The 23,777-nt window shown below is 66.3% G+C and carries 25 protein-coding genes; 14 read left to right on the top strand and 11 right to left on the bottom strand.

Features of this window, described 5'->3' with window-relative positions:
• Positions 1-15: 15 nt before the first annotated feature.
• Positions 16-495: a VOC family protein gene (locus tag V6Z91_RS17370; protein WP_338758976.1), complete on the top strand. Its 480-nt coding sequence runs from the start codon at positions 16-18 to the stop codon at positions 493-495.
• A gap of 72 nt (positions 496-567) precedes the next feature.
• Here the strand turns inward: V6Z91_RS17370 and V6Z91_RS17365 are convergent, their stop codons facing one another.
• Positions 568-1,035, bottom strand: coding sequence for a hypothetical protein (locus V6Z91_RS17365; RefSeq protein ID WP_338758974.1), 468 nt, complete (start codon positions 1,033-1,035; stop codon positions 568-570).
• A 466-nt stretch (positions 1,036-1,501) separates the two neighbouring features.
• Between V6Z91_RS17365 and V6Z91_RS17360 the strand changes: the two genes are divergently transcribed.
• Positions 1,502-1,912, top strand: coding sequence for a VOC family protein (locus V6Z91_RS17360; RefSeq protein WP_338758972.1), 411 nt, complete (start codon positions 1,502-1,504; stop codon positions 1,910-1,912).
• Positions 1,913-1,951: 39 nt separating this feature from the next.
• Here V6Z91_RS17360 and V6Z91_RS17355 read toward each other — a convergent pair whose 3' ends face one another.
• Positions 1,952-2,128 carry a hypothetical protein gene (locus tag V6Z91_RS17355; RefSeq protein WP_338758970.1) on the bottom strand — a complete coding sequence of 59 codons (177 nt, stop codon included), beginning with the start codon at positions 2,126-2,128 and terminating at the stop codon, positions 1,952-1,954.
• Positions 2,129-2,240: 112 nt separating this feature from the next.
• On the opposite strand from V6Z91_RS17355, the gene V6Z91_RS17350 reads away from it, so the two are divergent.
• Positions 2,241-2,831 (top strand): alpha-ketoglutarate-dependent dioxygenase AlkB, encoded by a 591-nt coding sequence (locus tag V6Z91_RS17350; protein WP_338758968.1) that lies wholly within the window; start codon positions 2,241-2,243, stop codon positions 2,829-2,831.
• Positions 2,832-2,996: 165 nt separating this feature from the next.
• On the top strand, positions 2,997-4,313 hold the full coding sequence (locus V6Z91_RS17345; protein WP_338758966.1) for a vanadium-dependent haloperoxidase: 1,317 nt from the start codon (positions 2,997-2,999) through the stop codon (positions 4,311-4,313).
• Here V6Z91_RS17345 and V6Z91_RS17340 read toward each other — a convergent pair.
• Complete coding sequence (locus V6Z91_RS17340; protein ID WP_338758964.1) at positions 4,294-5,097, bottom strand: methyltransferase domain-containing protein; 804 nt, start codon at positions 5,095-5,097, stop codon at positions 4,294-4,296. The genes V6Z91_RS17345 and V6Z91_RS17340 overlap by 20 nt on opposite strands.
• A gap of 595 nt (positions 5,098-5,692) precedes the next feature.
• On the opposite strand from V6Z91_RS17340, the gene V6Z91_RS17335 reads away from it, so the two are divergent.
• Positions 5,693-6,019: a hypothetical protein gene (locus V6Z91_RS17335; RefSeq protein WP_338758962.1), complete on the top strand. Its 327-nt coding sequence runs from the start codon at positions 5,693-5,695 to the stop codon at positions 6,017-6,019.
• Positions 6,016-6,468 (top strand): hypothetical protein, encoded by a 453-nt coding sequence (locus V6Z91_RS17330; RefSeq protein WP_338758961.1) that lies wholly within the window; start codon positions 6,016-6,018, stop codon positions 6,466-6,468. The genes V6Z91_RS17335 and V6Z91_RS17330 overlap by 4 nt, the downstream gene beginning before the upstream one ends.
• Positions 6,469-6,514: 46 nt before the next feature.
• Here V6Z91_RS17330 and V6Z91_RS17325 read toward each other — a convergent pair whose 3' ends face one another.
• Positions 6,515-8,608, bottom strand: a complete 2,094-nt coding sequence (locus V6Z91_RS17325; RefSeq protein ID WP_338758959.1) for an EAL domain-containing protein — start codon at positions 8,606-8,608, stop codon at positions 6,515-6,517.
• Positions 8,609-8,801: 193 nt separating this feature from the next.
• Between V6Z91_RS17325 and V6Z91_RS17320 the strand changes: the two genes are divergently transcribed.
• From V6Z91_RS17320 to V6Z91_RS17310, 3 genes are read left to right on the top strand one after another with little or no spacing between them, the layout of a single operon-like run.
• On the top strand, positions 8,802-9,050 hold the full coding sequence (locus tag V6Z91_RS17320; RefSeq protein WP_338758957.1) for a hypothetical protein: 249 nt from the start codon (positions 8,802-8,804) through the stop codon (positions 9,048-9,050).
• Positions 9,047-9,529: a hypothetical protein gene (locus V6Z91_RS17315; RefSeq protein WP_338758955.1), complete on the top strand. Its 483-nt coding sequence runs from the start codon at positions 9,047-9,049 to the stop codon at positions 9,527-9,529. The genes V6Z91_RS17320 and V6Z91_RS17315 overlap by 4 nt, the downstream gene beginning before the upstream one ends.
• Positions 9,530-9,588: 59 nt before the next feature.
• Positions 9,589-9,780, top strand: coding sequence for a hypothetical protein (locus tag V6Z91_RS17310; protein WP_338758953.1), 192 nt, complete (start codon positions 9,589-9,591; stop codon positions 9,778-9,780).
• Positions 9,781-9,860: 80 nt separating this feature from the next.
• Here the strand turns inward: V6Z91_RS17310 and V6Z91_RS17305 are convergent, their stop codons facing one another.
• Both V6Z91_RS17305 and V6Z91_RS17300 read right to left on the bottom strand, forming a co-directional pair.
• The gene (locus V6Z91_RS17305) at positions 9,861-12,122 is read right to left on the bottom strand and encodes an alpha-galactosidase (protein ID WP_338758951.1); all 2,262 of its coding nucleotides are present in this window, start codon (positions 12,120-12,122) and stop codon (positions 9,861-9,863) included.
• Positions 12,123-12,152: 30 nt separating this feature from the next.
• Complete coding sequence (locus V6Z91_RS17300; protein WP_338758949.1) at positions 12,153-13,076, bottom strand: GntR family transcriptional regulator; 924 nt, start codon at positions 13,074-13,076, stop codon at positions 12,153-12,155.
• A 358-nt stretch (positions 13,077-13,434) separates the two neighbouring features.
• On the opposite strand from V6Z91_RS17300, the gene V6Z91_RS17295 reads away from it, so the two are divergent.
• The 3 genes from V6Z91_RS17295 (at position 13,435) to aspS (ending at position 18,722) form a co-directional block, all read left to right on the top strand.
• Positions 13,435-14,826: a glycosyl hydrolase family 28-related protein gene (locus tag V6Z91_RS17295; protein ID WP_338758947.1), complete on the top strand. Its 1,392-nt coding sequence runs from the start codon at positions 13,435-13,437 to the stop codon at positions 14,824-14,826.
• Between the two features lie 16 nt (positions 14,827-14,842).
• On the top strand, positions 14,843-16,642 hold the full coding sequence (locus V6Z91_RS17290) for a glycoside hydrolase family 28 protein (protein WP_338758945.1): 1,800 nt from the start codon (positions 14,843-14,845) through the stop codon (positions 16,640-16,642).
• Between the two features lie 283 nt (positions 16,643-16,925).
• The gene (gene aspS, locus V6Z91_RS17285; RefSeq protein WP_338771910.1) at positions 16,926-18,722 is read left to right on the top strand and encodes an aspartate--tRNA ligase; all 1,797 of its coding nucleotides are present in this window, start codon (positions 16,926-16,928) and stop codon (positions 18,720-18,722) included.
• On the opposite strand, the gene V6Z91_RS17280 is transcribed toward aspS, so the two are convergent.
• On the bottom strand, positions 18,719-18,841 hold the full coding sequence (locus V6Z91_RS17280; RefSeq protein ID WP_338758944.1) for a hypothetical protein: 123 nt from the start codon (positions 18,839-18,841) through the stop codon (positions 18,719-18,721). The genes aspS and V6Z91_RS17280 overlap by 4 nt on opposite strands.
• Before the next feature lie 45 nt (positions 18,842-18,886).
• On the opposite strand from V6Z91_RS17280, the gene V6Z91_RS17275 reads away from it, so the two are divergent.
• Positions 18,887-19,444, top strand: coding sequence for a cysteine hydrolase family protein (locus tag V6Z91_RS17275; RefSeq protein ID WP_338758942.1), 558 nt, complete (start codon positions 18,887-18,889; stop codon positions 19,442-19,444).
• A 37-nt stretch (positions 19,445-19,481) separates the two neighbouring features.
• On the opposite strand, the gene V6Z91_RS17270 is transcribed toward V6Z91_RS17275, so the two are convergent.
• The 4 genes from V6Z91_RS17270 to V6Z91_RS17255 all read right to left on the bottom strand — a co-directional run bounded on the left by V6Z91_RS17270 (position 19,482) and on the right by V6Z91_RS17255 (position 22,209).
• Positions 19,482-20,549 (bottom strand): putative zinc-binding peptidase, encoded by a 1,068-nt coding sequence (locus tag V6Z91_RS17270; RefSeq protein ID WP_338758940.1) that lies wholly within the window; start codon positions 20,547-20,549, stop codon positions 19,482-19,484.
• A gap of 105 nt (positions 20,550-20,654) precedes the next feature.
• Positions 20,655-21,281 (bottom strand): NAD(P)H-dependent oxidoreductase, encoded by a 627-nt coding sequence (locus V6Z91_RS17265; RefSeq protein WP_338758938.1) that lies wholly within the window; start codon positions 21,279-21,281, stop codon positions 20,655-20,657.
• A gap of 14 nt (positions 21,282-21,295) precedes the next feature.
• The gene (locus V6Z91_RS17260) at positions 21,296-21,730 is read right to left on the bottom strand and encodes a carboxymuconolactone decarboxylase family protein (RefSeq protein ID WP_338758936.1); all 435 of its coding nucleotides are present in this window, start codon (positions 21,728-21,730) and stop codon (positions 21,296-21,298) included.
• A gap of 47 nt (positions 21,731-21,777) precedes the next feature.
• Complete coding sequence (locus V6Z91_RS17255) at positions 21,778-22,209, bottom strand: GNAT family N-acetyltransferase (RefSeq protein WP_338758935.1); 432 nt, start codon at positions 22,207-22,209, stop codon at positions 21,778-21,780.
• Positions 22,210-22,303: 94 nt separating this feature from the next.
• Between V6Z91_RS17255 and V6Z91_RS17250 the strand changes: the two genes are divergently transcribed.
• On the top strand, positions 22,304-23,752 hold the full coding sequence (locus V6Z91_RS17250; RefSeq protein ID WP_338758933.1) for a PLP-dependent aminotransferase family protein: 1,449 nt from the start codon (positions 22,304-22,306) through the stop codon (positions 23,750-23,752).
• Positions 23,753-23,777 lie beyond the last annotated feature (25 nt).

Raw genomic sequence — 23,777 nt, 5'->3', positions numbered from 1 at the left:
CGACGGAGGAACATCATGGTCGCCAAGAACACGATTTGTCTCTGGTATGAAAGCGAGGCCCTGCAAGCGGCGCAGTTCTACGCCGAAACATTTCCCGACAGTTCGGTGGGCGCGATCCACCGCGCACCCGCCGACTACCCGTCCGGCAAGGCAGGCGACGTGCTGGTTGTCGAGTTCACGGTCGCCGGCATTCCCTGCATCGGCCTGAACGGCGGCCCGGGCATACAGCACAGCATTGCGTTCTCCTTCCAAATCGCCACGGACGACCAGGAAGAAACGGACCGCCTGTGGAACGCGATCGTGGGCAACGGCGGCAAGGAAAGCGAATGCGGCTGGTGCCAGGACAAGTGGGGCCTGTCGTGGCAGATCACGCCGCGTGCACTGACGGCTGCCTACACGGACCCCGACCGGGCAGCCGCCAAGCGGGCGTTCGAAGCGATGATGGGCATGAAGAAGATCGATATCGCCACGATCGAGGCGGCGCGTCGCGGCTGAGGACGGCCGCGGATCACGCCGCCCATCGGTGCCATCGGTGCCATCGGTGCCGTCGGTGGCATCGGCTCAGCGTCACGGGCCGATGCCGACCGTCTGAGCCGGCTTGCGCCGGATCGGCGCACTGCCGTCGCGCGGCCAGCTCCTGGCGGTCGCCCTGGCTTGCCTCAGCCATGCGAACGCCTCGTCGATGGAAGCAAGCTGCCCCTCTGCGGCGCGGATCGCCGCCGCGTCGCCCCGCGCGCGAACGTAGTCGGCCAGGCTCTGCGCCACCGCATCGGCCTGCAGTTTGAGCACATCGACGTCGACGACGGTTTTCACGAAACCGAAGCAGCACGGCCCGTCCATGAACTCCGCATCGTTGAAATTGCACTGGTACGCGGCTTCGATCAACAGCTCATCCATGTCCTCGGGCCCTCGGCCCAGGCTCACATCCACGCCGGCAAGCCGGCCCAGCGCGGCGATCCCTGCACACATCTGCTGTTCGGCGTCACCCCAGCCACGCAGCTTGGCCGCAAAGCGCGATCCATTGGTATTGCCCACGGTTCGTTCCTCCTCATCGGGTTGATCCATCGGTGAGGATGAGACAGCATTTCGCCCGGCTGGTTCCCAGGGGGCCATTGACGCCGCTCGGGTCACTCGACCGCCACATCCCGCAGCTTGGCCGTCCTGACGTTCCGAGCGCCAAGCGTCTGCATGACGAGGTACTCACCAGCAGCCCCACGACAACGGCCAATCCACGTCGCGGGAGTGAAGATGGGAGCTACGGGCATCGATTCCGTGGAATGCGAAGCAGCGCAACAATGAGTGGAGCGAAAGAAGGACCTGGGACTGGCCGGATACGAGCGGGCGGCAAACGCTGGCAGAAAATCCGGGCCGCGGGCTTCCCGATGGAACCGGAGTCGTGAGTATGATAGCTCGCCTGTCGGCATGCGTGACAATGAAGTACCACCACACGAGGCGGCGGCGCAACGCTACAATCGTAGTCCTCTGACCGGCCCGCACCCCGATGATCTCCTCCCTGAACCACGTCACCCTGTCGGTCTCCGACCTGCAACGCTCCTTTGCCTTCTACGCCGATACGCTCGGCTTCCGCCCGCGCGCACGATGGGCGCGCGGCGCCTATCTCTCAGTCGAGGGCCTGTGGCTATGCCTGACGCTTGATGCGCAGTGCCGTCAAGGCCCGCTACCCGAGTACACCCATCTCGCGTTCACCGTCGACGCCATGCATTTCAGGGACCGTGCCGACGCTCTGCTGGCGCGAGGTGTGGTGCGGTGGCAGCAGAACAGCAGCGAAGGAGAGTCACTGTATTTCCTCGATCCAGACGGGCATAAACTGGAGCTTCATGTCGGCAGCCTGGAGACGCGGCTGGCATCGCTGCGCTCGGCGCCCTATGAAGGGCTCGAACTGTTCGACTGAGAGCGTTTCGACACGGCTGCGCCGCGCCGGTCGCGTACCTCAAGGAGAGATCATGTTTTTTCGCCCCCCACTGATCTGCTTGGACCGGAGTTCGGGGAACGTGACGCGGTGCGCATCCATGCCGGCGGATTCTTCTTTAAGAACATGCACATCCGGCGCCGCCTTGAGGACGGCCAGGACTACCGCCATTATGAAGTCATGGGAAACGAGATCCACGTTTGCGGCTTGGGCATATGAGCGCATGGGATTCCCCCGCGAGCAGCGAAACGCGCTTGAAGAAGACGACAGGCGCTCCGATGTAACCACAAACAACTGCACCGACCGAACCATGCAATCAGACCTGTTTGGCCACGAAGACGACGACGCGATTCCCGGCCTGGTCTACCAGCCGGACTTCCTGAGTGTGGAGGAAGAGCGCGAACTGCTGGCCATCATCCGCACCCTGCCCCTCCAGCCGGCGCAGTACAAGGAGTACGAATCCCGCTGCCGGATCTTCAGCTATGGCGCCGGCTATGACTTCGGCACCAACAAGGTGACGCCCGCTCCCGAGCTGGACCCGCGCTTCCACCCGCTGCGTCGACGCGTCGCCGACTGGCTCGGCATGGCAGCGGCAGAGCTGGATCACCTGCTGGTCACGGAGTACGCACCTGGCACGCAGCTGGGTTGGCACCGGGACGTACCGCAATACGAGACCGTGGCCGGTATTTCCCTGGGCAGTGCTGCCGTGATGGGCTTCCGGCGCTACCCGCCGGACAAGCTGACCAACCGGCAATGGGTGAAACTCGACCTTGCGCCCAGGTCGATCTACAAGCTGGACGGTGTCGCCAGGTGGGAGTGGCAGCATTCGATTCCGCCGGTCCGGGACCTCCGCTGGTCGATCACGCTGCGAACCAGGCGACTTGCCGTGCCGGCACACTAGCTGCAAGGCCCCGAAACAACCCCGTGCCCCGCGAGGGACCTCGATTGCAGCGCCCGAAGAATTGCGCGCCGCGCCGACAGTTGCGTACAAAACGACGACAACCGGTGACACAGCGGACGGCGCAATGCGCGCACCATGGCCGTTCACGTCAACACAGGAGGCTGCATGAGCGCCATCCATTCAACGTCGAGCCGGCGGACAGCCGCCCTGTCCCTGCTCTGCCTTTGCACGGCCGTCGGCACCACCTCGGTCTGCAGTGGCGCCGAGCCAGCCCAGGGCCGGCGCGTGATCCTCGTGGCCGACAAGACCAACGCCATCGTCTACTGGCACGATATCGGGGCAGCCACCGTCACTGCGAAGGCCCAGGCCACGGCAACCGAGGCGGAAAAATATGCCGCATTCCCGGCCGACATGGCGACGCTGCACCTGGCCATGTACGACGCAGCCATGGCGATCGACCGGCGCTATCGCCCGTTCCTGTTCGCCCCGGAACGGTCCGATGCCGGTGCCTCGCTCGACGCCGCCACGGGCAGCGCCGCGTACGAGGTGCTCAGCGCACTCTTCCCCAGCCGCTCCGAACAATACCGGCAAGCCCATGAACGCTTCATGGCGGCGATTCCCGACAACCCGGGCAAGGCACGCGGCATCGCCGTTGGCAAGGCCGCGGCCGCGGCGCACCTGGAGCGCCGCGCCGCCGACGGCCGGGCGAACGTACTGCCCGGCTACGAGGCGCAGGAAGCGCCGGGCCGGTTCCGGGGCAAGGACCCGATCAACCGCTACTGGCCGCTGATGCGTCCCTTCACGGTCAATGCCATCGCCCAGTTTCGCCCACCGCCCCCGCCGGCACTCGAGAGCGCCGAATACGCGGCGGACTTCAACGAGGTGAAAATGCTGGGCGGCATGAACAGTACACGCCGCACGGCGGAGCAACTGGAGCTGGCGCGCTTCCACTCCGAGCCGCCAGCCACCTATTTCACCCGCAACTTCGGCCGCTTCGCCCGAACGACCGCCGATACCGCCGATGCCGCCCGCCTGATGGGGGCGATCTACGCCAACTATGCCGATGCTATCGGCGCGTGTCTCGAAGCGAAGTATCACTACGACACCTGGCGCCCGCAAAGCGCCATCCCATTGGCCGAGACGGACGGCAACCCGGCTACGCAGGCCGATCCGGCATGGAAACCCGTGCTGGCCACGCCGAATCATCCCGAGTATCCGGCGGCGCATTCCTGTTCGGCCGCCACGCTCGGCGAGCTGCTGCGCCAGTACTACGGCACCGACCAGGTCACCTTCACCTGGGACAGCAAGGTCACCAACACGACGCGCACCTACACCGACACCGACGCGCTGGCCGATGAAAGCAGGATGGCGCGCATCTATGGCGGCATGCACTTCCGTTATTCGACGGCTGCGGGGGCCGAGCTCGGCAGGAGGGTCGCCGGCTGGACGATGGGGCACGCCTTCATGCCACTACCGAAATAACGTGAGCGCGCATGGCGCCGCCGATCGGCCCCTTGCCGAAGCGCTGCTCCAGGCGCGAAGCCACAAAGGCGGCAGCGGTCGCCGGATCACCGCCGCGCGCGCCGATTTCCAGGCGCAGTGGCGTGCCGAGGCAAAATCCCGCAGCCACGTCGAGCGCGTTCGCGGCCTGGCTGCGCAGGGCTACACTCTCGATGTGCGGCGGCGACGCAAACCCTGCCGCCGCGAGGTCCCGCGCAATCGCATCGAGGTCGTGGTAGCCGTGCGGCGTGCGGCCAAAGAAACCTGGCGGGTCGGCCGGGTGCAGCTCCGCCACGGCGGCCTGCACCTCGGCGGCGAATTCGTTGGCCTCGAGCGTATCCCACACGTTGAAGAGGAACCGGCCGCCCGGCATAAGCACCCGCCGCGCCTCGGCGAACGCTTGTCGCTTGTCGGGAAAGAACATCACGCCGAACTGGCACACGACGAGGTCGAAGCCGGCGTCGCCGAAGGGCAGCTGCATCGCATCGGCGACTTGCCATGAAACCTGTGGCGTGTGAACCGCGCGCAGGCCGACGGCGAGCATGTCCCGATTCAAGTCCGTCGCAACGATGCGCGCAGAAGGCAGCCCGGCGGCGAGCTGCCGGGTCACGACACCGGTACCCGCCGCGATTTCCAGCAACTGCCGCGGCGAGAGGCCCGCGCAACGCGCGGCGAGGTCTTGCGCATAGGGCCCGAACAGCAGCGGCACGAGGTAACGCTCGTAGCAGTGCGGGAGCTGGCCCGCGAATTGGGAGTCGACGGACATGGCCGGCCTTTCTCCTTCCCGGTGCCGGCGAATCGGCACTTTTCTTGCGAGGATTGTACCGCCACCCTGCGCAAAACGGCTATCCGCCCGCCGCCTCCGGCACGAACGCCGCCTGGAAGTCCCCGCCAGCACGACCTGCACGCCATGGCCCATCCAGCAGGCGCCGCTGGCTTGCCGCGGCGTGCGCGGCGCGGCCGTGCCGGCGGTGGCGCGCAGCGCATAGGTGCGCTTCGGATCGAGCCCGCGCAGCTGGATGCGCGGCAGCGGGCCGGCCCCGGATCACGCGGCCCATCGGTGCCACCGGCTCGTTGTCACGGGTCGATGTCGACGGCCCGGGCCGGTGCGCGGCGGATCGGCGCGCTCCGATCCGGGGGGCAGCTCCTGGCCGCCGCCCTGGCTTGCCTCAGCCATGCGGGCGCCGCATCGACCGAGCCAGGCTGCGCCTCCGGCGCGCCATCGCCAATCGAAGTCCGCGCATTCGGCAAAGGGCGTAGACTTCAACATATTGGCGGCACCTCGCGCCAGGATGACGCGGACCGGCCCCGGCCGCCAGCGCCTCCCACAACATCACGCCGCCCGCGGCAATGGAAACATCATGACCGACCCGTCCACTTCCGCCGAAGCCGGCCTTGCGCTCGAGGTCACGTTCGACGGCCATCACTACCACTTCCGCCAGTACCGCTACGAGCACCTGGACGACGCGCTGCGTTACGCGCGCTCGCAGCACGCAAAGCCAGGGTACGAGCGCGACGCTTCGTTCGTCCCGCAGTGGCTGCCCGAGTGGACTCCGGATGCCGCGCAGAGAGCGGCGATGCGCGAGCTGTCGATCGGGTTCGACCACGGGCGCTTCAGCGTCGGCCCCTATCGCTACGACAGGCTTGAAGATGCCTTGGCGTACGCGCGCCACGGGAGATCGGCATGAACGGTGACCGCAGGGCGGACGGGCAGCAGGCAAGGGTAGTGGACGCAGCCATCCGCATCGATGCGCAGTGGGGTTGCGTCAGCGCCTGGCAATACCTGCGCGCGCGCGGCATCGCCCACGCGACAGCCGCGCGCGTGCTGGGAAAACACGGCGCGCGGCGCGCGGGGGACGCCGTGCATCCCGCCGTCCGGGATGCGCTCGAGCGCCAGCCCGAGACGGGCATCGCGCAACGCTCGGCAATGCCGCAGGGTGCGCCGGCCAGGGCGGAGGTGCCGCGCACGAACGTGGCGGCCGCACTTGCCGTCGAGCGTGCCATCGGGCGCACGGCCACGCATGGGAGGCATTACGCGGAAAGCCTGCTGCGCATGTACAGCCTGAATACCGCGACGGTCATGCGCGTGCTGTTCGAGCCTCACCGCAGGCGGCGGCGGCCCCAGGCGGCTCCGTAGAGAGCACGTCCAGTCGCCTCGGCCCCTCATTGGCCGGCGCGCCCTCTCATGCCTGCGCGCCCAGGTAGGCCTGGGCGAACCGAACGGGCTCGAGCGCATGACTGTAATAGAAGCCCTGCCCGTGCGAACAGCCGGCCCGCGACAGGAAGGCGGCTTCCATCCCGGTTTCGATACCCTCCGCCACGGTCGGCAAGGCAAGCCTCTGCGCCAGCACGATCACTGCCTGGAGCAATGCCTGCCGGCGCGGTGCCGCGCTGTCGATGCCGCTGACGAAGCTGCGATCCAGCTTGAGCACATCGACCGGCAACTCGGCGAGATACCCGAGGCTGGAGTAGCCCGTGCCGAAATCGTCTATCGCCAGCGACAGGCCGAGGCCCTTCAACCGCAGGAGGACGCCGATCGAGTGGTCGAGGTCGCGCATCAAGGTCGATTCCGTCAGCTCCAGCTGCAGGCTGCCTGGCGCCAGCGGCGAAGCGCCGAGCATTTCCTCGACATGTTCCACGAAGCCCCCATGCCGCAGCTCCAGCGCCGACACGTTGACGGCGATCGGGCCGAAGCCATAGCCCGCCGCGTGCCAGGACCGCGCCTGCCTGAGCGCTTCCCCGAGCACCCACCGGCCGAGCGGAACGATCATGCCTGATTCCTCGGCGGAGCGGATGAACTCCACCGGGCCGACCCACCCCCATTCCGGGTGATGCCAGCGCAACAACGCCTCGCAGCCGCACAGCCCCCCATCGCTGAGACGGACCTTGGGCTGGTAATGCAGTTCGAATCCGCCTTCCGCGAGGGCCCGGCGCATGCCGTCTTCGAGCTGGCGGCGCTGTACGGCCGTGCTCAGCATGGCAGCCTCGAAGAACCGGTAATGGTTGCGGCCCGCCGCCTTGGTGCCGTGCAGGGCGGTGTCGGCATGCCGCAGCAGCGTTTCGCCACTGGTGCCGTGCTCCGGGAACATGGCGATGCCGATGCTGCAGCCGACATGCGCCGCTCCCTCTTCCAGTTCGTGCGGCAGCGCGACCGAGGCAAGGATGCGATCCGCCGCCCGGGCGGCCTCGGCAGTGCTTGCGCCGGGCGCCATCAGCACGATGAACTCATCTCCGCCCTGCCGGCTGACGAAATCGATCATGCGGAAGCAGCTGCGCAGGCGCGCCGCCACGGATACCAGCAGCGCGTCGCCGGCACCATGGCCGAGCGTGTCGTTGACGGACTTGAACCTGTCGAGATCGAGATACATGACCGCCAGCGGCAGGCCGCGCGTGGCAGCCTCGCGCAGGATGCGGTTCAGGTGCCGCTGGGCGGCGAAGCGATTGGGCAGGCCCGTCAGGTAATCATGCCAGGCCAGGTAATCGACCTTTGCCTGCAGTTCGCGGGCTTCCGTGATGTCATGGAAAACCATCACCGCCCCGCCGATGGCCCCGTCGGCATCCACGATAAGGCCGGTCGAATCCTCGATAACGATCTCGGACCCATCCTTACGCACCAGGACCGATCCCGCCAAGACCCGCTTCGCCCGGCCCGTGCGCAAGGTTTCCAGCAGCGGGTGCGGGATCGGGGTAAGCGTAACGGCATCCTGGAGCACCATCAGCTGCGCGATCGGCTGGCCGACTGCCTCTTCCGGGCTCACCTGGGCAAGTGACATGGCGGCTGAATTCAGGTAGCGCACATTGCCCCCGATGTCGGTGCTGATGACCGCGTCGGCTATCGCCTCGAGCAGCGCGGCGCGCTGCACGCTTTCCACGGTGCTGGCGTGCAGCTTGCGGGCACCCGCCACCACGGAGCGGAACATCTCGGCCAGCAGCGGCAGCGGCGCCTTGTCCAGCACGACATGCCCGGCGGCCAGGGTACTGCCGGCCGGCGTCCCCCCCTCGCCGCACAGCACGATCACCGGTACACTGCCAAAGAAGACTGCCAGCTGGTCGAGGGGATGCAGTGCGCTGGCGTGGAGCTGCCGGTCGAGATTGACCAGCACCAGGTCGGGGGCGGCCTTGGCCGAGGTGCGCATCGCCTGGGCGATACTGTCCACGACCTTGAAGGAGAACACATGCCTGGGAGCTTCCCCCCCGGCAGACTGCCGCGCGAGGGGCCCAAGCAATTCCATGTCGCGCGAATCGGAAGTGACGACGAGTATCTGCATGTTCATCATTCTTCCTTTTAGTGGTGCGGAGCACCTTCACAAACGATACCACGTATCGTCGGCCGACGCCCGCCGGCATGGCCGCGTCGCACGAGGAGCGCTGCGCGGCGATTGCCAATGTTCCTTTCCTATCGTGCCCGGCACGCCCGATTGCCGGCGCTATCGACGCAATCGGCCTACAGTCGGATCGTTGATGGAGAACATGATGACTACGATGCATCCCGACGCGGCGCCCTCTCGACCGCACGCAGCAGCGCCGGCACCGCCGGCGCCCGGCGATCCCGACGACGGGGAAGACGTAACCCCCGCCGAGGAGACGGAAGACCTGGACTGCATCCGGGGGCTGGTCGCCACGGCCGAACGCTCGGCCGGGCTCGTCGACGACGGCATGAACGCCACCGAAGCGAGCGAGGAGCGGCACGCCGTGGCGGAAGCCCAGGCAATGCGATGACCGGCAACGCCAGCGCCAGTGCCAGTGCCATGGAAGCTGACGGGGCAAGGGACAGGCGGCTCGACCAGGCCCGGGCGCGCGTATTCGAAGCGGCATTGCGCGTCAACGTCGTCCTGGGCCCCATGAACGCGTGGTACCACTTACGCCTGCGCGACATCGCGCCAGCCACCGCGCTCAGGGCCATCTCCTGCAACGGGACGCGGCGGCAGAGTGACGAAGAAGCCATGAGGGAAGCGCTGCAGCAAAAGCATACCCACTGGCAGTCGGAATGCGAAACGATGCTGGACGTGCGGCACGGCGAAAACCGCCGCCGCCGCGATACGATCACGGCCCAGGTAGTCGATCGCGCCGTGGAGCTGTCGAAGCAGGATGCCAGGCCGGAAGCGGAAGAGCTGCTCGAACTGTATGGCGTTGCCGCGTCGGCGATCCAGCGCGTGATGCTGGAACCCGACCGCCGCCGGGCCATCCGCTGGTACTGACCGGGTATCGTCCGATCCCGCCGCACGCGCTTCCCGGCCCCGCTAACGAGGTGACGTCGATGCGACGAAGAAATTTTGCGCTCGCCGGAATCGTCGACGCGGCGGTGATATTGAAGTGCATCATCGCCAGCGGCCATGCCGAGCGACTGTTGACCCAGGAGGGCTTGTCCCGCGCCGTGATCGACAGGGTCCTCGGAGACGATGCGTTCGCCCGCAGGGCACAATTCCGCGCGCCAACGAGCGTGCAATGACTCTCTGCGGGGACCGCTGCGCCAGCGCGTGGCAGACCGGCTCGGCATGGATGCGCAAGAGCGCGAGCAAGGCGGCGACGTCAGCCCGGTATCGCCAGCGCTGGCCCAGCCGCCGCGTCGAGCACGAACGCCGCCGCCTGGAAGTCCCCCGCCAGCACGACCTGCACGCCATGGCCCATCCAGTAGGCGCCGCTGGCTTGCCGCGGCGTGCGCGGCGCGGCCGTGCCGGCGATGGCGCGCAGCGCATACGTGCGCTTCGGATCGAGCCCGCGCAGCTGGATGCGCGGCAACGGGTCGCGCATGCCGCTGGCATGCAGGAAGGCGAAGAGCACCGCCTGGCTGCCGTCCTGCGCCACCGACAGCGTGGCCGAGCGGCCCGAGCGGTGCTGTGGCGACACGAGCCGGTACAGGTTCCCCTGCAATACGGTCTTGCGGGTCGCCTTGTATTCCGCCACGAGCCGTTTCGCCGTCGCGAAGTCGGCTTCCTTCCAATGGTTCAGGTTCGCGCCGATCCCGAGCCCGCCCTGCATCGCCGACAGGAAGCGGTATTCAAGCGACGTGACGCGCTTGTTCACGAAGTTCGGCGCCTCGGTCACCCACGCCATCATGATTTGCGGCGTATAGGCGCGCGTGAAGCCGTCCTGGATCAGCAGGCGGTCCAGCGGGTCGGTGTTATCGGACGTCCACACCTGGTCGGTCAGCGCCATGATGCCCAGGTCCACGCGCCCGCCGCCGCTGGCGCAGGATTCGATCTCCACGTTCGGGTGGCGCCGGCGCAGCTCGGCCAGCAGCTTGTACAGGTTCTGCACGTACGCCACGTACAGCCGCTGCTGCTCGGCCGGCGCCACTTGCGGCCAGCCCGGCTCGGACCAGGCGCGGTTGTGGTCCCATTTCAGGAAGGCGATGTCGTGGTCCTTGAGCAGGCGGTCGAGCATGGCCAGGAGGTGCTCGTACACGTCCTTGCGCGCTAGGTTCAGCACGAGCTGGTTGCGTGCCTCGCTGCGGGGGCGGCCCTGGAAGTGGATCACCCAGTCCGGGTGGGCGCGATACAGGTCGCTGTCGGGATTGACCATCTCCGGTTCCACCCACAGCCCGAACTCCATGCCCAGCTCGCGCACGCGCCTGATCAGCGGCGCCAGCCCGTTCGGGAATTTCTTGCGGTTGACGACCCAGTCGCCCAGGCCGGCCTTGTCGTCGTTGCGGGCACCGAACCAGCCGTCGTCCATCACGAAGCGCTCCACGCCGATGCTGGCCGCCTTTTCGGCCAGCGCCGTCTGCCCCGCTTCGTCCACGGAGAACAGCGTGGCTTCCCACGAGTTGTACAGCACCGGCCGCACCTTCGGCGCCGGCGCGCCGGGCAGGATCTTCTCGCGCTGGTAGCGGTGGAAGAGGCGCGAGGCGCCGCCGAAGCCCTCCTCCGAATAGCCGGCATGGAAGACGGGTGAAGCCAGGCTTTCGCCGGGTTTCAGGCGATACGCGAAGTCGAACGGGTTGTAGCCGGCGGTGGCGCGGATGTTGCCGAGCGATTCCATGTCCACGTGGATGCGCCACGAGCCGCTCCAGCCCAGCGCGCCGAACCACACTGGCCCGGATTCCTCCTCGGTGTTGCCGCGGCTGATCGCGATCCATGGATTGGCCTGGTGCGATGTAACGCCCTTGCGGCTTTCAATCACGATCGAGCCCGGCACGATGTCGTGGGTTTGCAGGGCGAACTCGCCAGCCCAGCGCCCGGTGAGGTAGGAAAGCCGGTAATCGTCGCCGTACGGCAGGTTCAGGCTCGCCGCCGCCAGCTGGTCCACCTGTATCCAGTTGCCGGTGCGGTTCTCCACCACCGCGGAGCGCGCGAGGATACCCGTCGCGGCATCCATCGCATACGTGAGCGTGACGTGCACGGCGCGGCTCACGTCCTTCAGGCGGATTACGATACGATCGCCCTCCACGCGGTGGTCGACGTGCTTGAGCACGAGATCCCGCACGCCGTCGGGGAAAGTAACCTTCAGCGACGGCTCCATCGTCACCCCGCCGCCGAAGCCCGGGAATTCGTGCGGCGTGACCACGGTGGATGTTTCGTTCGACGAGTTTTCCCATACCGGCACCGGGGTCGGGAAGCGGTCTTCCGGCGCCAGCGCGCTGCCCCAGTACAGCGACTGCAACTGGCCATCCTTGTTGACGCCGAACGCGTACGTGACGCCGGCGCCATCGAGCCGGAAGACTTTCGCCGCTTCGTCCACCGAGGGCCTGGCGCGGGCGCTGCCGCCGAGGGCGATGCCGGCGAGACCGCCGAGGAGTTGCATGCACACGGCGCGCCGCCGCCGGTCGATGTCGCGGTCGATGTTGCTCATTGCGGGTTCGTCTCCTTGTCGTTGCTGTCGTTATCGTTGGTGTTTGGCCTGCGCCTTTTCTTCCCGGGCGCGGATCCCTTGCAGCAGCGTGCTGCGCGATGAATTCAGGTGGATGCGCATCGCCTCGCGCGCGCCGGCGAAATCGCGCCGCGCCAGCGCCCGCAGGATATCCAGGTGTTCGTGCACCGCGTACTGGTTGCGGGCCTGCTCTTCGTCCTTGTCCCACTGGTAGTGGTAGTGGAACACCAGCGACACCACGTCGTAGAGGCTCTTGGCGAAGCGGTTGTGCAGCAGGCCGATGAGGAAGGTGTGGAAGTCGCGGTCCAGCGCGGGGAAATCCTTGTGCCGCGCCGGCATCACGGAGCCGAGCTGCTCGTGCCGCGCGATCAGTTCATCGAGCTTCTCGAACGCCGGATCGTCGGCCGGCAGTTGCGCGAACTGGTCGACGGCGGCGAACTCGAACATCTGCCGCACGTCCGCCAGCTCCATCGCGAACGAGCGGTCGAAGGCGCACAGGCGCCAGCCGCCGCGCGGTTTCTTTTCGATGAGGCCCGAGCGCGAGAACTCGATCAGGAATTCGCGCACGCTGATCGTGCCGGTGCCCGAGGCGCGCGCCAGCTCCGTCTCCGAGAACTCGGCGCCGGGCGGCATGTCGCGCTGGTAGATGCGCTCCATCAGCACTTCGCGGATGCGGTCCGAGCCCGGCTGCAATTCGGCGATATCGAAATAATCCTTGCGGCGCGGCTTGCGCAGCAGCCGGCGCTCCTTCAGGTCGCCGATCAGGCCCTGCTCGTGCAGGTGCGCCAGCACGCTGCGCACGGCCGTGCGGCTGCCCTCGACAAGGGCGGCCATCTGCTGCTCGGTCGGCAGCGGGTCACCGATCGCCACGTGGGCGGCGAGGTGGTCGAGCAGCATGTTCGTGCTGCGCTTGAAGACGAGAGGTGGTCGGGCCATGGGTCTCGGGGGTTGTATTGAATAAATTATATCCGCGAATCCGGATGAGCCGGCGGCGGGCGCTACGCTGGTGTCGGACATATTTTCCGGACGCTTCTTCCGGAAAATGTGTGCGACACCGGTTGTCGCCGGCGTACACCCGTGACTTGGGTCCAAGAAGACCGGTGTCGAACATCCGCCGATGCCTCACAGGAAAACCGGTGTCCGACACCTGAAGGTGTCCGACACCAGCGTATCCGCCGCACGGGATTGGTCACATTCTTGAGCAGATCGCCCTCCGGCACGCGCAGTGCTGAATCCGCCGCTACACTAGCCCAGCCATCAGGTGCGCAATTTATAAAGTACACACGGGACAACCATGCGACTCCTCCTCCTCGCCGCCTCCCTGCTCCTCGCGGCCCAAGGCTCGGCCGCCGACTTCAACGTCCGCGACTACGGCGCCAGGCCCGACGCCGTCACGATGAACACGGCGGCGATCCAGAAGGCGATCGACGCCGCCGCCAGGGAAGCAGGCACCGTGGTCTTCCCCACCGGCACTTACCTGACCGGTTCGATTTTCGTGAAGTCCGGCGTCACGCTGAAGCTGGACAAGGGCGTCACCCTGCTCGGCTCGCGCAATATCGAGGACTACCCACTGATGCCCACGCGGATCGCCGGCATCGAGATGACCTGGCCGGCGGCCCTGGTCAACGTGTACCGCCAAAAGAACGCGGCGATCGTCGGGGAAGGCACGATCGATGGCGACGGCAAGGTGTTCTGGGATCACTACTGGGCGCTGCGCAAGGACTACGAGCCGCGCGGACTGCGCTGGGCATCGGACTACGACGCGCAGCGGCCGCGCCTCGTGCAGGTGTTCGATTCGTTGGACGTGAAAGTGGGTGGCGGCCTGCTGATGCGACGCGCCGGCTTCTGGACCGTGCACGTGTGCTACTCCTACGACGTGACCGTCGACGGCCTCACGATCCGCAACAACGACGATGGCAAGGGCCCGTCCACGGACGGCATCGACATCGATTCCTCGCGCAGGGTGCTGGTGGCCAACGCCGACATTTCCGTCAACGACGACGCGGTGGTGCTGAAGGCAGGGCGCGATGCCGACGGCCTGCGCGTGAACCGCCCGACCGAGGACGTGGTGATCCGCGACATCGTGGTGCGCGCCTCCAAAGGCGGCATCACGTTCGGCAGCGAGACCTCCGGCGGCTTTCGCAACATCGAAGCCTACAACATGACGTTCGACGAGAACACGCCCGTCGGCATCCTGTTCAAGTCCGCCCACACGCGCGGCGGCTGGGGCGAGAACCTGCGCCTGCACGACATCACGATGAAGGGCACGCCCATCGTCATGCGCGTCAACATGAACTGGAACCCGAACTACAGCTACGCCACCATCCCGGAAAACGTGAAGGAAGTGCCGCCGCACTGGAAGGTCATGGCCACGCCCGTGCCGAAGGAAAAGGGCCTGGCCCGCTTCCGCGACATAAAAATCTGGAACATCAAGGCCACCGGCGCACGCTCGGCCTTCGAGGTGGCCGGTGTTCCCGACGCGCCGCTGCAACGCTTCACGTTCGACGGCATCGACATCGAGGCGAAGAGCGGCGGCTACCTGCGCCAGGCGCGGGACTGGCGTTTCACGAACACGAAGCTGGACATACCTGCCCAGGCGCCCGTCGAAGTAGGCGGGGACAGCCACGTGACGGGGCTGCCGGCCGGCTCGTTCGTCGTCCGCAATCCCGGCGCCCAGCGTCCCTGACATGAACAACACACCTATGACCGATTTGCATAGCCGTCCGCGCCGCCGCTTCCTGCGCGGCACCTCCGCCGCCGGCATGCTGCTTGCCAGCGGCACCGTGCCGCCCGCCACCGCCCAGGCCCTCGCCGATCCATGGCAGCGCGCGCAAGGCATCGTCGAGCGCTGCTCACGCCCTCTCAAGTTCCGCAGCGAGGATTTCGTCATCACTGCATTCGGCGCGAAGAGCTGCGCGCTGGTACCGGCGAAACTGGTGTGGCGCACTGAGATCACGGACGTGAAGACGCCCGCCCCCGGCTCTCCCGACAGCCATGCCGCGATCGCCGCCGCCATCGAGGCGGCCAGCCGCGCGGGCGGTGGCCGGGTGCTGATCCCGGCCGGGAACTGGTACTGCAAGGGGCCGATCGTGCTGCGTTCGAACGTGCACGTGCACCTGGCGGCCAATGCCCATGTGTACTTCAGCGCCGACCCGGCGGACTATGCGAAGCACGGCGACGTGGATTGCGGCAAGCACGGCAAGCTGGTGCTGTCGCGCTGGCAGGGCAATGACCTGTTGAACTACTCTCCCCTCGTGTATGCCCGCAACCAGAAGAACATCGCCCTCACCGGCGAGGACTGGACGAGCATCCTGGACGGCCAGGCCGGCGTGCACGTGGATGCCGGCGACGGCCCGTGGTGGGACTGGATCGACCGCAAGGAGGGCAAGATCAACGCGGGCAGCGTCAATCCGCTCAACGCGCCTCTGGCGGCGGTGGCACCGTGGCTCACGCCGGAACAGCGTGCGCTGATCCAGGGTGAGCACCCGCGCTGGAACGGCGATCCGCGCTATCTGCCCGCGCTGTCGGAAGCGGGCGTACCGGTCGAGAAGCGCGTGTTCGGCATCGGCCATTACCTGCGACCCTGCATGATCGAACTGATCGGCTGCGAGGACGTGCTGCTGGAGGGCTACCGCGTGGTGGCGTCGCCCTTCTGGCTGCACCATCCGGTGGACTGCCGCAATGTGAGGTTCTCGACAGTGAACATGGAAAGCACGGGGCCGAACAACGACGGCTTCGACCCCGAATCCTGCGACACGGTGCTGGTGGAAGGCTGCACGTTCAACACGGGCGACGACTGCATCGCCATCAAGTCCGGCAAGAACCGCGACACGCAGCTGGGCGCTACCCGCAATGTGGTGATCCAGGATTGCGTGATGAACAGCGGCCACGGCGGCGTGACGCTCGGCAGCGAGATGGCGGCCGGCATCGAGCACGTGTACGCGCAGCGCATCGAGTTCCGCAACGCGCACTGGGCCACGGACCCGCTGCGCAGCGCCATCCGGCTGAAGACCAACATGAACCGCGGCGGCTTCCTGCGCCACCTGTACGTGCGCGACGTGACCGTGCCCAACGGCGTGGACGCGCGCGACCGCAAGGGGGCGCCGCCGGATGCCGCCAACCCGTTCAAGGGCCTGGCCACCGGCAGCGGCGCGATCGTCACGATCGACTGCAATTACGCGCCCACCGACGATGCCGTGCGCACCCGGCCGCCGGCGGTGTCCGACATCCATATCTCGAACCTGCGCGCGTCGAACGTGACGATGGCCGACGGGTCGTTCTCCGGCTGGCAGGCGATCCTGATCCTCGGCCCAGTAGCGGGCAGTTTCAACGGCCCGGCCGGCACGCCCATCGTGCCGGTGACGAACGTGACGATCCGGGACTGCGACTTCGGCACGCCGCGCAACGGCAAGGAGCCCGTCTACCTGCACAATGCCTTGAACGTGGTGCTCGCGAACGTGCGGATCGGCGGCAAGGTGCTCAACCAGACCCTGTCGGGGTGACGCTGCGGGAACGGCGATTGACCGCGATAGCGAACGCAATTGCGGGCGAATTCATCAGGAATTCCGGGATCAAGATGGTCCCTGCCACATTTTCGCCGTAGTTTGGTCCGGTTGACTGGCCGATGGATGCGAAATCCGCCCGCCCCGAACCCCCTCGGTCCTCCCGTCGTGATTATATTTGTATCGATCTACACGGTATAACACACGATTTTCTTGACACGCCGCCGCAAGCGCTACAGTCCAGGGCTCCTGTTGAACCCTGAACGGAACCGGCATCATGTCCATGCGTACCCATTATTGCGGTCATGCCAGCGAAGCGCTCGCAGGCCAGACGATCAGCCTGTGCGGTTGGGTACAGCGTCGCCTGGATGACGACGCGGCCATCCGTATCGAACTGCGGGATCGCGAGGGGCTCGTGGAAGTGGTGTGCGGTAGCGAGCACCCCGAAGCGTTCAACGCCGCCATGGAAGTGCGCGAGGACTTCTGCATCCGTGTCGAGGGCGTCGTCACCGTGCGACCTTCCGAAACGGCAGGCGGCGAAGCGCTGCCGGGCTGCATGGAAGTCGTGTGCTCGCGATTGGAAGTGCTCAATCCCTCCGCGGCGGTGCCGATCCGGCTCGACGCCGATCATCTTCCCGAGACGGCGCGGCTGACGCATCGGGTACTGGACTTGCGCCGCCCGCCAATGCAGGAAAACCTGCGCTTGCGCCACAAGGTGACGATGGAGGTGCGCAGGTATCTGGACGAACGGGAATTCATCGACATCGAAACACCCATCCTGGCGAACTGCACGCATGAAGGCGCGCGCGAATACCTCGTGCCTTCCCGGGTCAACGACGGACAGTTCTTCGCACTGCCGCAGTCGCCGCAACTGTTCAAGCAGCTGCTAATGGTGGCGAACTTCGACCGCTACTACCAGATTGCCCGGTGCTTCCGGGATGAGAACCTGCACGCCGACTGCCAGCCGGAATTCACGCAGATCGACTGCGAAACCTCGTTCCTGAGCGAGCAGGAAATCCGCGACCTGTGCGAGGACATGATCCGCAGGGTGTTCAGGAACACCCTGTCGATCGACCTGCCGGACCCATTCCCGGTGATGGACTTCGCCAGCGCGATGGCCAGATACGGGTCGGACAAGCCGGACTTGCGCGTGAAGCTGGAATTCACGGAACTGACCGACGTGATGAAGAACGTGGCGTGCAAGGTGCTCTCGGGCGCCGCGAACATGGCCGATGGCCGCGTGGTCGGTCTGCGAGTGCCGAAGGGCGCCGGCATGCCGCGCCGGGAAATCGATGCGTACACCGGGTTCGTGGCCACGCACGGTGCAATAGCGCTGCACTGCATCCAGATGGACGAAAAAGCCAATGGATGCGACCGACTGCTACCGCCGCTCCTGACCGACATCAGCGACGACGTGCTGGCCACTATCCTCGAGCGCACCGGCGCCCTGGACGGCGACCTGGTTTTCTTCGGCGCCGGCAAGGCCAAGGTGGTCAACGAAACCATGGGCATGCTGCGCGTAAAGATCGGTCACAGCGATTTCGGCAGGAAGAACGGCCTGTTCGACGACGTGTGGGCACCGCTGTGGGTCATCGACTTTCCGATGTTCGAGTACGACGAGGAAGACCATCGCTGGACCGCCACGCACCACCCGTTTACGGCACCGAAGGATGGCCACGAAGACCTGCTGGAAACCAACCCGGGTGCCTGCCTGGCGAAGGCCTACGACATGGTGCTGAACGGCTGGGAACTGGGTGGTGGCTCGATCCGCATTCATCGACCGGAACTACAGTCGCGCGTGTTTCGTGCCTTGGGCATCGAGGCGGAAGAGGCGCAACGGCGATTCGGGTTCCTGCTCGATGCATTGCAGTACGGTGCGCCACCCCACGGCGGCCTGGCCTTCGGCCTGGACCGCATGGTGAGCCTGATGACGAAGTCGGACTCGATCCGCGACGTGATCGCCTTCCCGAAGACGCAGCAGGCGCAAGACCTCCTTACGCATGCTCCGGCCAGCGTGGATGAGAAACAGCTGCGGGAGCTGCATGTGCGGCTTGCGGCGCCCGCTGATCGAGCAAGCTAGCGCACCGCCGGCGCATGCGCGACGGCCTGCCGCTCCTCGCTCGCTTCCGTGCTGTTCATGCCATCGTCGGCAAATTGCGGCGAGCGCTCGGCATTGGCAACGAGCCCGTACCTGTACAATTTCCACCATCTACCGATACCCCTCTTCCGCGACAAGGAACGCCCATGACTGGACCAATCGCACTGATCGTCATCGACATGCAAAAGGGCATGCAGAGCCCCACGCTCCCGCCCCGCAACAACCCGGCGGCCGAGGACAACATGGCCCGCCTCGTGGCGGCCTGGCGCGAAGCGCACCAGCCGCTCGTGTGCGTTCGTCATATCAGCCGCTCCCCCACCTCCGTGTTCGCGCCCGGCCAGGAGGGCGTGCAATTCCAGGAGCGCTTCGCGCCGATGGCGCGTGACCATGTGGTGGAAAAGAACGTGCCGGATGCGTTCATCAATACGGGGCTGGAACGCTGGCTGCACGTGCGCGGCATCCGCCAGGTCGTCATCGTCGGCGTCAGCACCAACAATTCGGTCGAGTCGACCGCCCGCACGGCCGGCAATCTGGGGTTCGCAGCGACCGTGGTCGCGGATGCGACCTTCGCATTCGAGAAGGAGGATTTCGCAGGGCACCTGCGCAGCGCCGAGGACGTGCACCTGATGGCCCTGGCGAACCTGCATGGCGAGTATGCGGAGGTACGCACGACCGGGCAGGTGCTGGAATCGCTGGTCGGCTAGCGCCGATGCGGCGGTGGCGCGCGCCCGGCCTGCCGCGTCATGCAGTTTTCATCTGCGCGCGCACCACCTTGTCCACGAACGCCAGCTTGTCCAGCACCGGGGTGCTGAGCTTGAACGGGTAGGAATCCGGCATGCCCATGCTGCGATTGAGGCTGTTGAGCACATAGGTGAGCGCGAACCACTCGTTCAGGGTTTCCTCGAACGTGTCCGCCTTGACGGGTGGGACAGGGATTTCCAGCGATGGTTCGTCCGGGCGGGTGGGATTGAGCGACATGCCGCATGCGTGGGCCGTTTCCAGCGCATCCATCATGTGCAGGTAGTGCGCCCACGTCTCGGCCCAGTCTTCCCACGAATGCATGCTGGCGTAGCTGCTCACGAAGCGCGACTCCCAGTCCGCCGGGGGGCCATCGTTGTAGTGGCGCTGCAGCGCGGCGCCGTAGTCCTCGCGCTCGTCGCCGAAGAGTTCCCGGTACTCCCCGATCCATTCGCTATCGGCGACCAGCCGGTCAAAGTAGTAATGGCCGCTCTCGTGGCGGAAGTGGCCCAGCAAGGTGCGATAGCGCTCGTGCATCTGCTCGCGCGTGCGCTCGCGCTCGGCGGGATCGGCCTCGGCGATGTTCAGCGTGATCACACCATTGGCGTGGCCCGTCATCACGCGCTCGTTCGGTGCCATATCTTCCAGGAATTGGAACGCCAGGCCCGTTGCGGGCTCCTCCGATTTCGGCGCGGGCGTCAGGCGCAGCGTTGCCAGTGAAAACAGCAGGCGGCGCTTGGCCGCTTCGAGGCGCGACCACAGGATATGGTTCTTCTCCGACGACAGTGCCGGGATCACCTCCGTCAGCTGGCACGATTCGCACAGCTCGTGCGGGTCGTCCGCCGGCAGCATCCAGTTGCAGACATCGTGCTGCACGTAGTTCGCGCACTGCTTGTACAGCTTCCCCGCGTCCCTGCGGTTCAGGCTGCGCCACTGGCCGGCCTCCCCCTGTTCGAAGCTGTTGACGGTGCGGTGCGCGGGCTGGTAGCCCAGCCTGCTGCCGCAGTTGAGGCAGACGGTGTTCTCGAAGAAGACTTGCTGGGAGCATTTATCGCAGTGGAAGGTTTTCATGGGCAGGAACGATGAGGATGCGGTTGGCAAAAATATAACCGCGAATCCGCTCGCCATGTGCCCGTGTCGGACTACGCCTCGTAATCGTGCGCGCGCCGTGCGCATTCACGCGCTTTCGACGCGGCCCAGGCTCAGGTCCATCGTTGCGACCAGGGCGTGCCGCTCGGCGGCCAGGCGGTCGTCGTCCAGGAAAGCGGTCGCCTGCAGCGGAAAGAACTGCAGCGATCGCAGGCCCACGCAGCCGAAGGCGGCTGTCAGGTAGGGCATGAGGAAGTCCGGCTGCCTCGCGCGCTCGCCCGTGAACACGCCACCGGATGCGATACCGATGTAGACCGGCCTGTCGCGCAGGAGACCGACCTTTTCGCCGGTGGGCGTCTTGATGATCGTCCGCCCCATCCGCAGCACCTGGTCGATCCAGGCCTTGAGCACGGAAGGCACCGTGAAATTGTTCAGCGGGGTGCCGATCACCAGGGCGTCCGCCGATTCGATCTCGGCGATCAATTCCTCGGAAAGGCCGGTCGCCGTGCCGTGCCGGCCATCCGCCTGCTCGACGGGCGACGCCAACGCGGCCGCGTATTCCCCGTCCGCATGGGGTATCGGGTGGCGCCCCAGGTCGCGGCGAATGACGATCGATGCGGCATCGAGCGCGAGAAGCCGCGCCACGAGGGCGGCCGACAGCTGACGGCTATGCGAGACTTTCCGTGGCGAGCAGTCGATATGCAGGATGTGCATGATTTCCTTTCCCTTTACTGGCGCATGCCGATGGCCAGCCGGTTGAATGCGCTCATCAGGGCGATGGCGAAGCACAGGTCGGAAATTTCGACATCGCTGAAATACTGCTTGAGCGGCTCGTAATCCTCATCAGGTGCATGGGTGCGGTCCACGTGCGTCAGCGATTCGGTCCAGGCCAGCGCGGCGCGCTCGCGCCCGGTGAAATGCTCGGCCACGCGCCATCCGGCAAGGCTGTCCAGCTTGGCCTCCGGCACGCCGCCGGCACGCAACGCCTTGGCATGCATTTCGAGGCAGAAGGCGCAGCCGTTGATCTGCGACATGCGCAGCCATATGAGGTCGATCAGTTCCTTGCCGAGAGGGCTCTTTTCCAGCGCCGCCTTCGTGGCCCCAAAGCCCCGGTAGGCTTCGGGAGACAGGCTGTAGTACGGCAAGCGTTTCGGTGTGCTCATGAATATCCTTATTAGAGAGTTGATGTGATTCGCGCCGCGTCGGGCGCTCAAAGTGGTTGGCGGAAATGCATGCCTGCGCCCAGCAGTCCCTGCCGGTAATAGAAGCGCTGCGCCAGCGCGTTCGCCAAGCCGGTGTCGAGCACGAGGTGGGAACACGCCTGCTCGCGCGCTTCCTCCCGTAGGGCGCCGATGAGGCGCGCCCCAAGGCCCTGTCCGCGTGCGCGGGCGGAGGTAACGAGATCGTCGACGTACAGGAAGCGGCCATATATCAGGTTTTCCTGCACGCGATAGCCCGCCAGTGCCCTGATTTGCCCGTCCTGCCAGGCCGCCAGCAGGCGATAGCCCTGCCCCGCCTGACGGCGCGCCTGCTCGGCGAACGCGGCGGCGTCCCCCAGATGCGGGCGCAGCTCCTGCATGACGGCGAAGCTCGCGAGGTAATCCTCCTCGGATTCGATGGCACTCAGTCGGAAATCGGTCATTGCGGTTCCTTGTCTCGAAGCCGTCAAGATAAGACAATCATGGCTCACCCGACAGGTGCAAGAAATGCGCAAAAGACCAGGACAAGATGAGGGCATGGATCTTCAACTACTGAAGCCCGACGCCGGGCATGACGGCCCCATGTATCTGCAACTGTACCGGCGTTACCGGAACGCGATCGCCCAGGGGCAACTGGCACCGGGTGACCGGGTGCCCTCCGTGCGCAGTCTTGCCAGCGCACTGAACCTGGCGCGCGGCACGGTCGAACTGGCGTACCAGATGCTCACGAGCGAGGGATACTTCGTGGCACGAGGCGCCGCAGGGACCATCGTTTCGCCGCGCATTACCGGCCTGCCCGGCGCGGGCGAGCCCAAGGCGGCGCGGGAAGCTCCTCCCGCGATGCCGTCCAGGGACACGGCACCGGGCGACATCCTGCCATTTCAACTCGGCTTGCCCGCCCTCGATGCGTTCCCGCGCAAGACGTGGGCACGCCTCACGGGCCGCTGCCTGCGCACGCTGGACACTGCCGCCATGCTCTATCCGCACCCGGCCGGCTACGAGCCGCTGCGGCGGGCCATCGCGACTTACCTGGGTGTCTCGCGCGGCATCTCGTGCTCGCATGAACAGGTGTTCGTGACAGGCGGGTATCGCGGCGCGCTGGACCTCGTCTGCCGCACCCTGTTGCAGCCGGGCGACCTGGGGTGGTACGAGGACCCGGGCTATGTGCACGCGCGCCATCACCTCCTGAACGCCGGCATGCGCCTCGCGCCGATCCCTGTCGACGATGAGGGAATGAACGTTGCCGTCGGGCTGCGTGTGGCCGCCGATGCGCGCTTTGCCGTCGTCACGCCCACGCACCAGAGCCCGACCGGCGTGGCACTTTCGCTACCGCGGCGGCTGGAGTTGCTGGAGTGGGCCAAAGCTCGTGGCGCCTGGATCATCGAAGATGACTACGACAGCGAATTCCGCTACCACGGGCGGCCGTTGCCGGCGCTGAAGAGCCTCGATGCAGGCGGGCGGGTGCTGTACACCGGGACGTTCAGCAAAGTGCTGTTCCCTGGGCTGCGGCTGGCGTATCTGGTTGCGCCCTCAGCCTTGGTCGAACGACTCAACCTCGCGTTGAACCATGTGCCCGGACCGGGTTCCATCCTGCCCCAGGCGATGGTGGCGGAGTTCATGGAACAGGGGCATTTTGCGAGGCATTTGCGGAAGATGCGGACGTTGTATGCGACGCGGCGGGGGTATCTGGTCGATGCGCTGGAGCGGGTGATGGGGGATCGGCTGTATGTGCAGCCGCAGGCTGGGGGAATTCATGTGCTGGCGTATTTGCCTCAGGAGCATGGCGACAGGGCACTTGCGGCTGCGGCTGCGGCGGCAGGACTTGCTGTAGGTGCGCTGAGCGACTGGTATATGCACAATGCGGAACGCGGCGGGCTGTTGATGGGCTTTGCCAATTTTGTCAGCGCAGGCTGGACTGACGACGCCACTATGCGTTTGCAGGTCGTACTAGAGCGATCGAGGAGCAGCACGCGAGCAACGTCATAGTGCCGAGATGGCGCGCGGGACAATA

The sequence above is a fragment of the Massilia sp. METH4 genome (assembly GCF_037094685.1).
Classification (GTDB): domain Bacteria; phylum Pseudomonadota; class Gammaproteobacteria; order Burkholderiales; family Burkholderiaceae_D; genus Rugamonas.
This window is presented reverse-complemented; position numbering and strand designations above follow the sequence as displayed.

Coding starts and splice junctions, on each gene's coding strand:
- V6Z91_RS17360 (WP_338758972.1), top strand. CDS start 1,502: ATGATCTCCTCCCTGAACCACGTCACCCTGTCGGTCTCCGACCTGCAA.
- V6Z91_RS17275 (WP_338758942.1), top strand. CDS start 18,887: ATGACTGGACCAATCGCACTGATCGTCATCGACATGCAAAAGGGCATG.
- V6Z91_RS17260 (WP_338758936.1), bottom strand. CDS start 21,730: ATGAGCACACCGAAACGCTTGCCGTACTACAGCCTGTCTCCCGAAGCC.
- V6Z91_RS17250 (WP_338758933.1), top strand. CDS start 22,304: ATGGATCTTCAACTACTGAAGCCCGACGCCGGGCATGACGGCCCCATG.
- aspS (WP_338771910.1), top strand. CDS start 16,926: ATGCGTACCCATTATTGCGGTCATGCCAGCGAAGCGCTCGCAGGCCAG.
- V6Z91_RS17270 (WP_338758940.1), bottom strand. CDS start 20,549: ATGAAAACCTTCCACTGCGATAAATGCTCCCAGCAAGTCTTCTTCGAG.
- V6Z91_RS17295 (WP_338758947.1), top strand. CDS start 13,435: ATGCGACTCCTCCTCCTCGCCGCCTCCCTGCTCCTCGCGGCCCAAGGC.
- V6Z91_RS17350 (WP_338758968.1), top strand. CDS start 2,241: ATGCAATCAGACCTGTTTGGCCACGAAGACGACGACGCGATTCCCGGC.
- V6Z91_RS17335 (WP_338758962.1), top strand. CDS start 5,693: ATGACCGACCCGTCCACTTCCGCCGAAGCCGGCCTTGCGCTCGAGGTC.
- V6Z91_RS17325 (WP_338758959.1), bottom strand. CDS start 8,608: ATGATGAACATGCAGATACTCGTCGTCACTTCCGATTCGCGCGACATG.
- V6Z91_RS17370 (WP_338758976.1), top strand. CDS start 16: ATGGTCGCCAAGAACACGATTTGTCTCTGGTATGAAAGCGAGGCCCTG.
- V6Z91_RS17315 (WP_338758955.1), top strand. CDS start 9,047: ATGACCGGCAACGCCAGCGCCAGTGCCAGTGCCATGGAAGCTGACGGG.
- V6Z91_RS17305 (WP_338758951.1), bottom strand. CDS start 12,122: ATGAGCAACATCGACCGCGACATCGACCGGCGGCGGCGCGCCGTGTGC.
- V6Z91_RS17310 (WP_338758953.1), top strand. CDS start 9,589: ATGCGACGAAGAAATTTTGCGCTCGCCGGAATCGTCGACGCGGCGGTG.
- V6Z91_RS17300 (WP_338758949.1), bottom strand. CDS start 13,076: ATGGCCCGACCACCTCTCGTCTTCAAGCGCAGCACGAACATGCTGCTC.
- V6Z91_RS17330 (WP_338758961.1), top strand. CDS start 6,016: ATGAACGGTGACCGCAGGGCGGACGGGCAGCAGGCAAGGGTAGTGGAC.
- V6Z91_RS17320 (WP_338758957.1), top strand. CDS start 8,802: ATGATGACTACGATGCATCCCGACGCGGCGCCCTCTCGACCGCACGCA.
- V6Z91_RS17255 (WP_338758935.1), bottom strand. CDS start 22,209: ATGACCGATTTCCGACTGAGTGCCATCGAATCCGAGGAGGATTACCTC.
- V6Z91_RS17265 (WP_338758938.1), bottom strand. CDS start 21,281: ATGCACATCCTGCATATCGACTGCTCGCCACGGAAAGTCTCGCATAGC.
- V6Z91_RS17345 (WP_338758966.1), top strand. CDS start 2,997: ATGAGCGCCATCCATTCAACGTCGAGCCGGCGGACAGCCGCCCTGTCC.
- V6Z91_RS17340 (WP_338758964.1), bottom strand. CDS start 5,097: ATGTCCGTCGACTCCCAATTCGCGGGCCAGCTCCCGCACTGCTACGAG.
- V6Z91_RS17290 (WP_338758945.1), top strand. CDS start 14,843: ATGACCGATTTGCATAGCCGTCCGCGCCGCCGCTTCCTGCGCGGCACC.